The sequence below is a fragment of the Cobetia sp. LC6 genome (assembly GCF_030264805.1).
Taxonomy (GTDB): domain Bacteria; phylum Pseudomonadota; class Gammaproteobacteria; order Pseudomonadales; family Halomonadaceae; genus Cobetia.
Genome location: NZ_JASSPL010000009.1, coordinates 113,270 through 126,933 on the forward strand (window position 1 = coordinate 113,270; position 13,664 = coordinate 126,933).

General features: G+C 61.7%; 10 protein-coding genes. 4 read left to right on the forward strand and 6 right to left on the reverse strand.

Features of this window, described 5'->3' with window-relative positions:
- Nucleotides 1-76: 76 nt before the first annotated feature.
- Both QQF40_RS11895 and QQF40_RS11900 read right to left on the reverse strand, forming a co-directional pair.
- On the reverse strand, nt 77-838 hold the full coding sequence (locus tag QQF40_RS11895) for a MiaE family protein (RefSeq protein ID WP_285461452.1): 762 nt from the start codon (nt 836-838) through the stop codon (nt 77-79).
- Between the two features lie 4 nt (nt 839-842).
- Nucleotides 843-1,421 (reverse strand): DUF1289 domain-containing protein, encoded by a 579-nt coding sequence (locus QQF40_RS11900; RefSeq protein WP_352230736.1) that lies wholly within the window; start codon nt 1,419-1,421, stop codon nt 843-845.
- Nucleotides 1,422-1,929: 508 nt separating this feature from the next.
- On the opposite strand from QQF40_RS11900, the gene acnB reads away from it, so the two are divergent.
- A complete protein-coding gene (acnB, locus tag QQF40_RS11905) occupies nt 1,930-4,533 on the forward strand; it encodes a bifunctional aconitate hydratase 2/2-methylisocitrate dehydratase (RefSeq protein ID WP_285461485.1) in 2,604 nt (867 codons plus the stop codon).
- A 164-nt stretch (nt 4,534-4,697) separates the two neighbouring features.
- On the opposite strand, the gene QQF40_RS11910 is transcribed toward acnB, so the two are convergent.
- On the reverse strand, nt 4,698-5,318 hold the full coding sequence (locus QQF40_RS11910) for a porin family protein (RefSeq protein ID WP_284892873.1): 621 nt from the start codon (nt 5,316-5,318) through the stop codon (nt 4,698-4,700).
- 409 nt (nt 5,319-5,727) lie between these two features.
- On the opposite strand from QQF40_RS11910, the gene rraA reads away from it, so the two are divergent.
- The gene (gene rraA, locus QQF40_RS11915) at nt 5,728-6,228 is read left to right on the forward strand and encodes a ribonuclease E activity regulator RraA (RefSeq protein ID WP_043331314.1); all 501 of its coding nucleotides are present in this window, start codon (nt 5,728-5,730) and stop codon (nt 6,226-6,228) included.
- A gap of 91 nt (nt 6,229-6,319) precedes the next feature.
- Here rraA and QQF40_RS11920 read toward each other — a convergent pair whose 3' ends face one another.
- Nucleotides 6,320-7,600, reverse strand: a complete 1,281-nt coding sequence (locus QQF40_RS11920) for a dicarboxylate/amino acid:cation symporter (protein WP_285461453.1) — start codon at nt 7,598-7,600, stop codon at nt 6,320-6,322.
- A gap of 434 nt (nt 7,601-8,034) precedes the next feature.
- A complete protein-coding gene (gene ppsA / locus QQF40_RS11925) occupies nt 8,035-10,422 on the reverse strand; it encodes a phosphoenolpyruvate synthase (protein WP_285461454.1) in 2,388 nt (795 codons plus the stop codon).
- A gap of 395 nt (nt 10,423-10,817) precedes the next feature.
- Here ppsA and ppsR point away from each other — a divergent pair, with 395 nt between their 5' ends.
- Both ppsR and ppnP read left to right on the forward strand, forming a co-directional pair.
- Complete coding sequence (ppsR, locus tag QQF40_RS11930; protein WP_043331317.1) at nt 10,818-11,651, forward strand: posphoenolpyruvate synthetase regulatory kinase/phosphorylase PpsR; 834 nt, start codon at nt 10,818-10,820, stop codon at nt 11,649-11,651.
- A gap of 102 nt (nt 11,652-11,753) precedes the next feature.
- On the forward strand, nt 11,754-12,041 hold the full coding sequence (gene ppnP, locus QQF40_RS11935; RefSeq protein ID WP_285461455.1) for a pyrimidine/purine nucleoside phosphorylase: 288 nt from the start codon (nt 11,754-11,756) through the stop codon (nt 12,039-12,041).
- A gap of 135 nt (nt 12,042-12,176) precedes the next feature.
- On the opposite strand, the gene QQF40_RS11940 is transcribed toward ppnP, so the two are convergent.
- Nucleotides 12,177-13,556: an MATE family efflux transporter gene (locus QQF40_RS11940; protein WP_285461456.1), complete on the reverse strand. Its 1,380-nt coding sequence runs from the start codon at nt 13,554-13,556 to the stop codon at nt 12,177-12,179.
- Between the last annotated feature and the right edge of the window lie 108 nt (nt 13,557-13,664).

Consider the following 13,664-nt stretch of genomic DNA (forward strand, 5'->3'; position numbering starts at 1 on the left):
CTTTATCCTTGCCTTGGCCTCTCGTGCCTTGCCCCATCGCGTCCCGCCCCATCATGGCCGAGGCGCGCGCTGCCCGTCATGCGCTCGGCTGACCACTGTGGAAGCGGAAGACAGCGTCGGGGGTTTCGATCAGCTCTCGTTCCACTTCACGCAGCACCGCGAGACGGGGCCCCAGTGGTTCATTGGTATATTGCTCTGCCAACATGAGGTAATCCTCATAGTGACGTCCTTCTGACTTAACCAAAGTGCGATAGAACTTTGCAAGCTCTGGTTCCAGATACGGGATCAGGCGCGCGAAGCGCTCACACGACCTTGCCTCTATCAGGGCGCCGATCAGCAGGATGTCCACCAGGCGTTGCGGGTCTTCGCCCCTGACCTGCTGACGCAGGCCTTCGGCATAGCGCGAGGCCTTGATATGCCGATAGACGATGCCCCGCTTCTCCATCAGCCCGACCACCTGCTCGAAGTGCAGCAGCTCCTCGCGCGCCAGCTGTGACATCTTGGTCAACAGCAGTGGCCGGTTCACGTAACGGTACATCAGGCTCATGGCGGTAGAGGCGGCTTTCTTCTCGCACTGCGCATGGTCGATCAGCAACAGCTCCGGGTTCTCAAGCGCCGCCTCAACCCAGCTCAGGGGCGTCCTGCAGGGCAGAAAGGCCAGCAGCGACACCGGCAGCAAGGCATCGGTATCTTCATCGCTTGGCCCATGCGACGCTGCGATCACGCGCGCCCCAGCCTCACTCTCGCCATGCTGCCCAGCATGAACATCATCATGCTGCTTGCTCTGCTCAGGCGCAATAACATTGCGCTCGGTCACGTCGGTCATTGAATTCATCATCACGTCAGTCTTTTGCCTCGTTCGCTTGCGTCTGCTGCTGACTGACAGGAGACACCTCAACGACGGAGTTCATATCATTATCGGCACGCTTTGCCGCTTCCACCATGATTTCATCGTTTATTCGGGCAAAAAGCTGTTCGGGCTCAAGTTCTCGCACATGGGCCAGTGGCGCGATGCCATACGCCGACAGGTCCTTGATGCGGGTGCGCCCGACGCGCAGCAGCTCAACGGCGCGTGACAGCGCCGATTGATCGGCACGAAAACGGATACGATGGCGTGTCAGCTGCTCGGCCAGTCTGGTGTCATCGGCGACACGCAGCCAACGGGCAGCGACCTGGCTGCGCAGCTCGTCCAGTTCCAGCATGCGTTGGGCACGCTGGTCACTGTCATAACCGAACCAGGCAAGGATCTCATGATCATGACGCTGGCAGCCGCGACAGACGCTATCGCCGACCGTAGTGGAGCAGACACCTACGCAAGGAGAAAGAATACGGCTCATGTTGCCCTCGGGGGAGGCGGAAAGTGTGATTCGGGGTAGCCCCATCATACCGTGCGTACCCGAGAGCCGACAGCATCGCGCCATCGGTGCCAAAAGGGCATCTCGTCAGCGCCGCGCTGCGCCACTCCTCACGTCATTCATCGCGCCCTGCCATTGCCCCGGCGCTCCCTCTGAAGCCTCTTCCCTGATTCTCTCCCTCTTATTGCCTCGCTTCCTGCATCATGTCGGCTGCCCTTTACCGGCCGGCTGACTCTCCATGTCCTGCGCGGGTGACTCTTTATCTCGAATGGTGAGCACTCGCTGGGGGTCATCAGGGTAGCCTTATCGTGTTTACTCAACGTGATTTCCTGACAATCAGAAGCAATATCAGAATGTTACGTCGTAATGGGCGACCAAAGTCTCAGCCCCCGTCACTGAGCGCTCCTTAACATTGTCGACAAAGTTGAGTAGACTCGCATTCGCCCCGTAGCGCCTGATTCGCTCGCAATAAGACGCTTGAATTACCCGCAAGAAGCCTCGAGGTGCCCCGCCCTGCGTCTTCAAGACGACTGGCCCGCGCATTTCGACACGATTACAGATGAGGGTCTCCCACGTGCTTGAAGCCTACCGTCAACAGGTTGAAGAACGCGCCCAGCAGGGCATCCCGGCAAAGCCGCTGACTGCCGAGCAGACCGCAGAACTGGTCGAACTGCTCAAGAATCCGCAGGCCGGTGAAGAAGAGTTCATCCTCGATCTGTTCACCAATCGCATTCCCCCGGGCGTTGATGAAGCCGCTTACGTCAAGGCTGGCTTCCTGACCGCCATCGTACGTGGCGAAGCCGCTTCTCCGCTGATCGACAAGACACATGCCGTCAAACTGCTCGGCACCATGCAGGGCGGCTACAACATCGCCACGCTGGTCGAGCTGCTGGACGACGAAAGCCTGGCCAAGGAAGCCGGCGAACAGCTCAAGCACACCCTGCTGATGTTCGACGCCTTCCACGACGTCGCTGACCGCGCCAAGGCCGGCAACGCCGTCGCCCAAGCCGTGCTGCAGTCCTGGGCCGACGCCGAATGGTTCCTGTCCAAGCCGGCGCTGGCCGAGAAGATCTCGCTGGCCGTCTTCAAGGTGCCGGGCGAGACCAACACCGATGACCTGTCTCCGGCGCCTGACGCCTGGTCACGCCCGGACATCCCGCTGCACGCCAACGCGATGCTCAAGAACCCGCGTGAAGGCATCAACCCGCAGGAAGATGGCGTTGTCGGCCCGCTGGCCCAGATCGAGGAAGTGAAGGCCAAGGGCTTCCCGGTCGCCTACGTCGGTGACGTGGTCGGCACCGGTTCCTCACGCAAGTCCGCCACCAACTCCGTGCTGTGGTTCTTCGGCGACGACATCCCGTTCGTGCCCAACAAGCGCGCCGGCGGTTTCTGCATCGGCAGCAAGATTGCCCCGATCTTCTTCAACACCATGGAAGATGCAGGCGCCCTGCCCATCGAGATGGACGTCGAGAAGATGGCCATGGGCGATGTCATCGACATCTACCCGTACGAAGGCAAGGTCTGCCGTCACGACACCGATGAAGTCATCTCCACCTTCTCCCTCAAGACTCAGGTCCTGCTGGATGAAGTGCGTGCTGGCGGCCGTATCCCGCTGATCATCGGTCGCGGTCTGACCGACAAGGCGCGTACCGAGCTGGGCCTGGAGCCGTCTGACGTCTTCCGCCTGCCTGAGCAGCCGAAGGACACCGGCAAGGGCTTCACCCTCGCACAGAAGATGGTCGGCAAGGCCTGCAACCTGGAAGGCGTGCGTCCGGGCATGTACTGCGAGCCGAAGATGACCACCGTCGGCTCCCAGGACACCACTGGCCCGATGACCCGCGACGAGCTGAAGGATCTGGCATGTCTCGGTTTCCAGGCCGACCTGGTGATGCAGTCCTTCTGCCACACCGCTGCCTACCCGAAGCCGGTCGACGTCGAGACTCACCACACACTGCCCGACTTCATCATGAACCGCGGCGGCGTCTCCCTGCGTCCGGGCGACGGCATCATCCACTCGTGGCTGAACCGCATGCTGCTGCCGGACACCGTCGGCACCGGTGGTGATTCCCACACCCGCTTCCCGATGGGTATCTCCTTCCCGGCGGGTTCTGGCCTGGTGGCCTTCGCCGCCGCCACTGGCGTGATGCCGCTGGACATGCCGGAATCCATCCTGGTGCGCTTCAAGGGCGAACGTCGTCCGGGCATCACACTGCGTGACCTGGTCCACGCCATCCCGCTGTACGCCATCAAGCAGGGCCTGCTGACCGTCGACAAGGCCAACAAGAAGAACGCCTTCTCTGGCCGCATTCTGGAAATCGAAGGTCTGGAAGATCTGACGGCCGAACAGGCCTTCGAGCTGTCCGACGCCTCTGCCGAGCGTTCCGCCGCCGGTTGTACCATCACGCTGTCCGACGAGAGCGTGACCGAGTACCTGAAGTCCAACATCACCCTGCTCAAGTGGATGATCGCCAACGGTTACGGCGATGCCCGTACCATCGAGCGTCGTATCGCGGGCATGGAAGAGTGGCTGGCCAATCCGAGCCAGATGCGTGCCGACAAGGACGCGGAATACGCCGAGATCATCGAGATCGACCTCTCCGAGATCGATCAGCCGGTGCTGTGTGCGCCGAACGATCCCGACGATGCCCGCCTGCTGTCCGACGTCGCCGGTCAGAAGATCGACGAAGTCTTCATCGGCTCGTGCATGACCAACATCGGTCACTTCCGTGCCGCAGGCAAGCTGCTCGAGAAGCAGCCGGCCGGTAGCCTGAAGACCAAGCTGTGGCTGGCTCCGCCGACCAAGATGGACCAGCACCAGCTGACCGAAGAAGGCTACTACGGCATCTACGGCCGTGCCGGCGCGCGCATGGAAATGCCGGGCTGCTCACTGTGCATGGGTAACCAGGCACGTGTGGCCGCCAAGTCCACCGTGGTGTCCACCTCCACGCGTAACTTCCCGAACCGTCTGGGCGACGGCGCCAACGTCTTCCTGGCCTCTGCCGAGCTTGCGGCCATCGCGGCCGTGGTCGGTCGTCTGCCGACTGTCGAGGAATATCAGGGCTACATGGGCGAATTCGATGCCATGGCGGGCGAGATCTATCGCTACCTGAACTTCCATGAGATCGAAGAGTTCCAGAACGCCGCTTCCAACGTGATTCCGGTCACCCAGGAAGCCTGATCAGGCGGGGAGTCATGCTGCCCCCCCCTGCATGGCTCCCCTCTGACAGCAGCATTGGCATCATGCAACTGGCGTCATGCCAGACAACGAAACGGGCCGCCCCTCAAGGGACGGCCCGTTTTTTTCATGCCTGCGACAAGCTTAGCGGATGCAAGGGCCCTACCTCAGAACTTGTAGCCGACCGAGGCGGTGAAGGCATCCACCTGATAATCACTGTCGAAGTCATACCGCTCGTACTCGGCACGGATCAGGAACGGGTCCAGATTGACCTGTGCGCCGGCGCCATAGACCGGATCAAAGCCGTCGTTGTCCTTCAGGTCGACGCTGGAATTGCCCAGATTGCCATCGACATCGGTTTCCCACTTGGCCATCCCCGCCTTGGCGAACAGCGAGAAGTACTGACCGATGGGCAGGATACCCACCACGTTCACACCGTAGGCCTTGGACTCGAGCTCGGTATTGCTGAAGTCATTGCCCTTGAGCTGGACGGTGCCCAGGTCGGTATAGAAGGCCTCAGTGGCGAAGTACGGATTGTACTGATATCCCACGAAGGCCTTGTAGACGTTGTCGTCATCATCCACATCGAAGTCATCGCTGCCGGACTCGATGAAGTCACCGGCTTCATCGGAATCATCGTTCTCAAGGCTGGAGAAGCCGGTACCGGCACCGATGTAGAGCCCTTCGCTGGCATTGCCAGCCGCCTGAGCATGACCACTGAGCGCCAGAGCGAGAGCGGCGAAGGAAACGGTAGCCAACGGGGCGGCCAGAAGACGTGACTTGCTCATGTATTGCTCCTTGATCCAATGGGCGGCACAGGCAGCTGCCTGCCAGACACTGATGGCGAGACCGCGCCTGTCATGGGTTGAAGAGGCATCGTGGTAGATATAGAACAGTGTTTCAAGAGTGGCGTTTTGACTACTTGTGACGTCGCAAGCCGGCAACATCCGCCTGCCGCTGCCCTTTTGCGACCAGTTCGGCTGATCACCAGCTCAGTTGATTACCATTTCATCCAGCCGCCAGGCCGCTTGCCTACCAGCTAGCCTGTCGAGGCGCTGGTGTCACTTTGCCGCCAGGCCTTGGTAGAGATGCAAAGCCCTGGCGTATCGGGCATTCTCGGGGTTGTGGCATTGCAGCAATCATAGCGCTCCGTCCCTCAAGCGGCCCGCCTCGGCCGCCCAGCACAAGGAATCTGACATGACGCATCCCATCTCCACCCCCGACCTCTGCGATGAGTTCCCCGACGTGCAGGTGCTCGAGCCACTGTTCATCAATTACGGCGGCGTCGAGTCCTTCGGCGGCGAAGTCGTGACCATCAAGTGCTTCGAGGACAACTCGCTGGTCAAGGAAGCCGTCGCGGAGCCCGGCGCAGGCCGCGTCCTGGTCGTCGATGCCGGCGGCTCGATGCGCTGTGCGATGTTGGGCGACATGCTCGCCGAACAGGCTGCCAAGAGTGGCTGGGCCGGCGTGATCATGTATGGCTGCATCCGCGATGTGGATGAGATCCACGCCACCAACCTCGGCGTGCAGGCCCTGGGCTGCTACCCGCGCCCCAGCATCAAGCGCGGCGAAGGCCAGCGCGATATCCCGGTCACCTTCGCCGGCGTCACCATCGTGCCGGGCGACTACCTCTACGCCGACAACAACGGTGTCATCACCGCCAAGGAAGCGCTGATCCGTACCCAGCCGACTCCCTGAGTCGCCGTCTCGCGCCGCTGTGCGCGCCGCAATGAAAACGCCCCCGCAACCAGGCTGGTTGCGGGGGCGTTTCGCGTCCAGAGTCGCGGACTCAGCGAGTGCTGGCGGGCTCAGCGGCCTGTGAACCAGCTTGAGCACTGGCCTGAGAGGCCGCAGCCGCATCATCGGCACGCGCGAAGCGATCCACCACGGCGGCGCAGGCAGCGTCACCAGTGATGTTGAGCGCGGTACGCGTCATGTCGAAGATACGATCCAGCGCGAACAGCAGCGGCAGGCCTTCGATGGGGATACCGGCGGCCAGCAGCACGGCGACCACCAAGAACGACGGCCCCGGTACACCGGCCTGGCCGATAGCACCCAGAGTCGCGGTGAACACGATGGCGGCGTAGGCGGAGAATCCGAGATCGACATTGAAGACCTGGCCGAAGAACATCGCCACCAGCCCGTAATAGATGGCATTGCCGCTCATGTTGATGGTCGCGCCCAGCGGCAGCACGAAGGCAGAGGTGGCATTCTTGAGGCCCAGTTCCTTCTCGCAGACTTCCATGGTGACCGGCAGGGTCGCCATGGAGGACGCCGTGGACAGCGCGACGGCCTGTGGCTTCTTCATCGCGGACATGAAACGACCCAGCGGCACGTCAGAGCCGAACTTGACCACCAGCGGGTAGAACACGAAGCCGTAGATGAGGATGGCGCCCATATAGACGAGGAACAGCTTCATCACCAGCGTCAGTACATCGAAGCCGAAGGTGCCGACGGCGTCCGCCATCAGGCCGAAGACGCCGATCGGCGCGATCAGCATCACCACGTTGATCATCCACACGAAGGCTTCGATGACGGTGTTCAGGCCTTCGATCAGCGGCTTGCCACGCTCACCGGTCTTGGACAGGCCAATGCCGAGGAACAGGCAGAACACCAGAATCTGCAGGATATTGGCATCGGTGAGTGCACCGAAGATATTGGTCGGCACCATGCCAAGAATGGTGTCCATCACGCCTGGCACGCTGCCCTTGTCAGCGTAGGCATTGGAGAACATGCCCTTGGCGCTTTCCAGGTCCACTCCGCTGCCCGGCTGGAAGACATGCCCCATCACCAGCGCCAGCATCACGGCCACGGCAGAGGTCAGCATGAAGAAGGCGAAGGTGGAGATACCGATCTTGCCGGCGGAAGGGCTGTCACCCAGATTGGCGGCTCCCGACACGATGGAGACCGCGATCAGCGGCACGACCAGCATCTTGATCAGGTGAATGAACAGCTCACCCAGTGGCGCGAACATCGAGGCGTCTTCGCCCATGTAAGCCCCGACACCGGCACCCAGGATCATGGCGATGACGACCTGGACGCCGATGTTTTTCCATAAAGACTGTTTCACGTTACGACTACCTTGGATTGTGTCTGAAAGGTCGGTTGTTGCGTGCCACCGCGCTGCTGGCTACCGGTGAGGCCTGCCGTCATGGTCACCATGGACTCATGGTCACCTTGGACTCATGGTTACCTTGGATTCATAAGCACCATGAATATTGTGGTCAGCAGGGTGGCTGGGATTATAAATGACTGCCTTTTTTACATAAGGCAGAAGGATAATCCTTTAGTCGCGCAATCGAGATCGTTTTGTTGCTATTTGTTACTAACTGACGTCTTTGGGCCGCACTCTCCCCCATTGGTCTAATGTTTGAGCTGACCAATCTTTCAGGTTTCAGGCACGAAACGAAAAGCGCCCACCGCACGTCGAGTGCGATGGGCGCCCTGGGTGACAACGACCGTCTGCGCCTCAGCGTGTCAGGTCACCGTCGTGGAGAGTCTGGGTCATACCAGCTCCTTGTCCGCCAGCATGAACCAGGTTTCCAGCACGGAATCCGGGTTGAGAGAGACGCTGTCGATGCCCTCTTCCATCAGCCATTTGGCCAGCTCCGGATGATCCGACGGCCCCTGACCACAGATGCCGACATACTTGCCCTGCGCCTTGCAGGCACGGATCGCCATCGACATCAGCTGCTTGACCGCCGGGTTACGCTCATCGAAGAGGTGAGCGACGATGCCGGAGTCGCGATCCAGCCCCAGGGTCAGCTGGGTCAGGTCGTTGGAACCGATGGAGAAGCCATCGAAGTGCTCGAGGAACTGATCCGCCAGCAGCGCGTTGGTCGGCAGCTCGCACATCATGATGACGCGCAGGCCGTTCTTACCACGTACCAGACCATTCTCGCCCAGCAGCTTGATGACCTGCTCCGCCTCGCCGGTGGTACGCACGAAGGGCACCATGATCTCGACGTTGGTCAGCCCCATCTCGTCACGCACGCGCTTGAGAGCACGGCACTCCAGATCGAAGCAGTCACGGAAGGTGTCGGACACGTAGCGCGAGGCGCCACGGAAGCCCAGCATCGGGTTCTCTTCGCCCGGCTCGTACATCTTGCCGCCGATCAGATTCTCGTACTCGTTGGACTTGAAGTCCGACATGCGCACGATGACCTTCTGGGGGTGGAAGGCGGCCGCCAGGGTGGAGATGCCCTCGACCAGCTTGTCGACGTAGAAGTCGACCGGACTTGCGTAGCCTGCAGTGCGCGCATCGATGGTCTGCTGCAGATCGATGGGCAGGGTGGCGTAGTCGAGCAGCGCCTTGGGGTGCACGCCGATCATGCGGTTGATGATGAACTCGAGACGCGCCAGGCCCACGCCGGCATTCGGCAGACGCGAGAAGCTGAAGGCGCGGTCCGGGTTGCCGACGTTCATCATGATCTTGAACGGAATCTCCGGCATCTCGTTGACGCTGGTGACGGTGCGATCGAAGTTGAGGATACCGTCATAGACGTGGCCGGTATCGCCTTCGGCGCAGGAGACCGTCACTTCGCGGCCTTCGGCGAGCACCGAGGTCGCGTCGCCACAGCCGACCACGGCCGGGATACCCAGCTCACGCGCGATGATCGCCGCGTGGCAGGTACGTCCACCACGGTTGGTGACGATGGCGGAGGCGCGCTTCATGACCGGCTCCCAGTCCGGATCGGTCATGTCGGTGACCAGCACGTCGCCGACCTGCACCTTGTCCATCTGCTCCGGGTTGTCGATCACGCGCACCGCACCCTGGCCGATACGCTGGCCGATGGCACGTCCGGTGACCAGAGTGCGGCCCTTCTCGCGCAGCTGGAAGCGCTCGAGGTTGCCGCCCTCTTCCTGGCTGACGACCGTTTCCGGGCGCGCCTGAACGATGTAGAGCTTGCCGTCGTCACCATCACGCGCCCATTCGATGTCCATCGGACGCTGGTAGTGCTTCTCGATGATCATGGCCTGGCGCGCCAGTGCCTCGACATCGGCATCGCTGATGCAGAAACGGTGGCGGTCCGGCACCGGCACGTCGACGGTCTCGACGGAACGGCCCGCACTGGTGTCGTCGGTGTAGACCATCTTGATCAGCTTGGAGCCCAGGTTGCGGCGCAGTACCGCCGGGCGGCCGGCGGCCAACGTGCTCTTGTGGACGTAGAACTCGTCAGGATTGACCGCGCCCTGCACCACGGTCTCGCCCAGGCCCCAGGAGCCGGTGACGAAGACGGCGTCGCGGTAGCCGGATTCGGTGTCCAGGGTGAACATCACGCCGGAAGCGGCCGTCTCGGAGCGCACCATCTTCTGTACGCCGGCAGACAGCGCGACCAGTGAGTGATCGAAGCCCTTGTGCACGCGGTAAGAGATGGCGCGGTCGTTGAACAGTGACGCGAACACCTCATGAACCGCACGCTTGATGTTGTCGAAGCCTTCGATGTTGAGGAAGGTTTCCTGCTGACCGGCGAAGGAGGCGTCGGGCAGATCTTCCGCGGTGGCGGAAGAACGCACGGCGACCTTCAGGTTCGGGTGCCTGGCCTGAAGCTCGGCATAGGCACGCTCCATCTCGGTCTCGAAGGCCGGCGGCAGCGGCGTATCGATGATCCACTGACGAATCTCGGCACCGACGCGCGCCAGCTCGACCACGTCATCGACATCGAGGGCATCGAGGGCGGCATTGATACGCTTGTCGAGGCCTTCGTGAGCCAGAAACTCGCGATAGGCATAGGAGGTGGTCGCAAAGCCGCCGGGCACGGTGACACCGGCATCGGCCAGATTGGAGATCATCTCACCGAGCGAGGCGTTCTTGCCGCCAACGCGATCAACATCGTTCATGCCGAGCTGATCGAAATCGACGACGTATTCGGATGTGGCTTGCTGTGACAAGGGAACCCCCTGGTACCAATGGATGGAAACGAGTGACCGATGGAGGACGATGAACCGCCTTCCGTTCAGCAATGACGCCACCCTAACAAGCTCTCTCTAGCATTAGCCATTGGTCTAACCGGCTAGTCAGTGGAGGAGGGCTACAACCCTGAGCCTGTTCCAGACGTTCTGCCCCCATCGTCGGCGAACATGTCGACAAGCCAGAGATGGCCGCTACAGGAATGTAGTCGTGAGGCGCTTTGGTGGAGAACGGGAACACGGGATTTCTCATATCGCGCCACTGGCCCTGTGCCGGTTATTGCAAGCGCGACAGTGAACGCCGACACTTGGGGTCTTCACGGGGCAACAGCCTGAGCAGGCTGGTGTCTTCGATTCGTTCTTCACGAGTGCCCGTCATGACCCGAACCGCCTTCTTCATTTCCGATGGCACCGGCATCACCGCCGAGACACTGGGACGCAGTCTGCTCGCCCAGTTCGAGAATACCGACATCCGCATGGTGACCAAGCCCTACATCGATTCGGCCGAAAAGGCGACGGCACTGGTCAAGGCCATCGAGAGCGCACATGCCAACGACGGCGAGCGCCCAATCATCATCGACACCATCGTCGACCAGAACATCCGCGACATCATCTCCGAGTCCTCCGGTTTCAAGGTCGACATCTTCTCGACCTTCCTCAAGCCGCTGGAAGAGGAACTGGACACCCACTCGTCCTACAGCGTCGGCAAGACCCACTCCATCGGGCAGGACGATGTCTACATGAATCGCATCGATTCGGTGCATTTCGCCCTCGACAACGATGATGGCGCGCGCACGCATCAATACGACAAGGCCGACGTCATCCTCATCGGCGTCTCACGCTGCGGCAAGACGCCAACCTCGCTGTATCTGGCGCTGCAGTTCGGTATCCGCGCGGCCAACTATCCACTGACCGAGGATGACCTGGACGAGTCCGGCACCCTCAAGATGCCCGCCTCACTGGCGCAATATCGTCACAAGCTGTTCGGGCTGACCATCGACCCGCGCCGTCTGGCCGCCATCCGTACCGAGCGTCGCCCCAACAGCCGCTACTGCTCGATCGACCAGTGTCTGCAGGAAGTCGAGCAGACCGAGGCACTCTTCCGCCGCTCCAAGGTGCCCTACATCGATACCACGCGCTTCTCGATCGAAGAGATCTCCACGCGCATGATCGCCGAGACCGGCCTGGCGCGCCGCTTCTCACCGCGCTGACCTCGACGCCAGGTCATCACTAATCGAACAACACGACACACGTCGGCCACGACGACAGACATCGACCACAACAACAGCGCTACTCACCCAGGAAGTCCTCCCATGTTCAACACCAACCACTACTTCGACGGCCAGGTGGCCTCCATCGCCTTCCAGAGCGCAGACCTTCCTGCCACGGTCGGCGTGATGGCCATCGGCGAATTCGTGTTTTCCACCAGTCAACGCGAATACATGACCCTGATCAGCGGCGACATACAGGTACTGCTGCCGGGCGCGGAAGAGTGGTATCAGCTCGCCGCCGGCGAAAGCTTCATCGTCGAAGCCAACCAGAGCTTCGAGGTGCGCACCACGGTCGAGTCCGCCTATCTGTGCAAGTATGAAGACGCTTAAGGCACTGGAAAACAACCGCCTGAGGCACTGGAAAACAGCCGCCTGAGGCGCTGAAAGCCAGGCATGAAAAAGCCGCCGTGACCCGAGAGGGTACGGCGGCTTTTTCGTCACGACAGCGGCTTCTCGATACCAGGCTCAGGCCCGCTGCCTGAGGACCGAACGCAGCGCCAGATAACTGATGCCACCCATCAACAGGTAACTTGTCGCTACCCCGGCAAAGATGCCGATCACGCCATACAGAGCGCCGCCCAGCCAGGCCAGCGGCACCAGCAAGGCGAACAGACGCACCAGCGAGAGCATCATCGCGCGGCGTGGCTTGTGCAGCGCATTGAGGCTGGAATTGGCGAGAATGATCACACCCTGGGCCCCGAGTGCGGCGGGAATCAGCCACAGATAGGTACTGACCAGCCCCGCGACCTCCTGACTCTCGGCGAAACGCGCCGCGATCCACTCGCCGCCCAGCCCGAGTCCCAACCAGACGACCAGCTGCCAGACGAGAATGAAGGCCAGCACGCCATGGATGGCGCGCCACACGCGCTTCTGCTGCCCGGCACCATCGTTCTGGCTGATGAAGGGCGACAGCGTCATGGACAGCGCCAGCACCAGAATCAGGGCCAGCGACTCGATGCGTGAGCCGATACCGTAAGCCGCCACCGCTGCGTGGCCATGCTGACTGACGATACGTGTGACCAACGCGGTGGCAATCGGCGTCATCACGCTGGTCAACGCGGCAGGCAGACCGATCGCCCCGATCTCGCGCCATGACGTCACCAGCCGCATCACGCTCAGGTGACGAAAATCGAGCCGCGCGCGCAGTAGTGGCAATGCCAGCAAGCCCAGCGTCATCGCAAGCCACGACAGCACCGTGGCCAGCGCCGCACCCGCCACGCCCATGCCCTGCCAGCCACCGATACCGAAGATCAGCAGCGGGTCGAGCAGCGCATTGAGTACACCCGCCGCCGCCATCACCAGCGAAGGCACCAGCGTATTGCCCTCGGCGCGCAGCACGCTGCCCAGCACACGCGGCAGCAACACGAAGGGCGCGCCGAAATACCACACCTGCATGTAGTCGCGGATATGCGGCATCAGGGTGTCATCGGCTCCCAGCAGCCCGAACAGCGGCTCGATGCTGGCAAGCCCCGACACCAGCATCACCAGCCCCAGCAGCAGCCCCAGCAGACTGGAATCCGTGGTGCGCGCCTTGACGGTCTCGAGCTCGCCTCGTCCCAACCGACGCCCCACCACTGCGGTGGTGCCGATGGACAGCCCGATGGCGATGCTGATCACGCCGAAGGTGACCGGGAAGGTCATGGTCACCGCCGCCAGCTCCGCGGTGCCCAGCTGGGCGATGAACCAGGCGTCCACCAGGTTGAACAGCATCATGGTGACGATGCCGCCGATCACCGGCCCCGTCATGCGGGCCAGCGTCGAGGCAATCGGGTCACGCAGCAGATCACGCGTACCACGCCGAGACGAGGCATGTTTGGGGGTGACAGGGGTAGCAGGGTCAGGCATACAGGCTCCGGACAGAAAACGACCCCGACCGGCGAGGCGCCAGCGGGGTCGAACAGTGTAAAGCATCAGCGTGTCAGGTGAGGGGCAACGCTGGATCGCGCCGAGCCT

Excerpts from the sequence above, each read along its gene's own strand:
- ppsR (WP_043331317.1), top strand. The coding sequence starts at position 10,818 with ATGACCCGAACCGCCTTCTTCATTTCCGATGGCACCGGCATCACCGCC.
- QQF40_RS11940 (WP_285461456.1), bottom strand. The coding sequence starts at position 13,556 with ATGCCTGACCCTGCTACCCCTGTCACCCCCAAACATGCCTCGTCTCGG.
- QQF40_RS11910 (WP_284892873.1), bottom strand. The coding sequence starts at position 5,318 with ATGAGCAAGTCACGTCTTCTGGCCGCCCCGTTGGCTACCGTTTCCTTC.
- QQF40_RS11900 (WP_352230736.1), bottom strand. The coding sequence starts at position 1,421 with ATGGCGCGATGCTGTCGGCTCTCGGGTACGCACGGTATGATGGGGCTA.
- ppnP (WP_285461455.1), top strand. The coding sequence starts at position 11,754 with ATGTTCAACACCAACCACTACTTCGACGGCCAGGTGGCCTCCATCGCC.
- QQF40_RS11895 (WP_285461452.1), bottom strand. The coding sequence starts at position 838 with ATGATGAATTCAATGACCGACGTGACCGAGCGCAATGTTATTGCGCCT.
- rraA (WP_043331314.1), top strand. The coding sequence starts at position 5,728 with ATGACGCATCCCATCTCCACCCCCGACCTCTGCGATGAGTTCCCCGAC.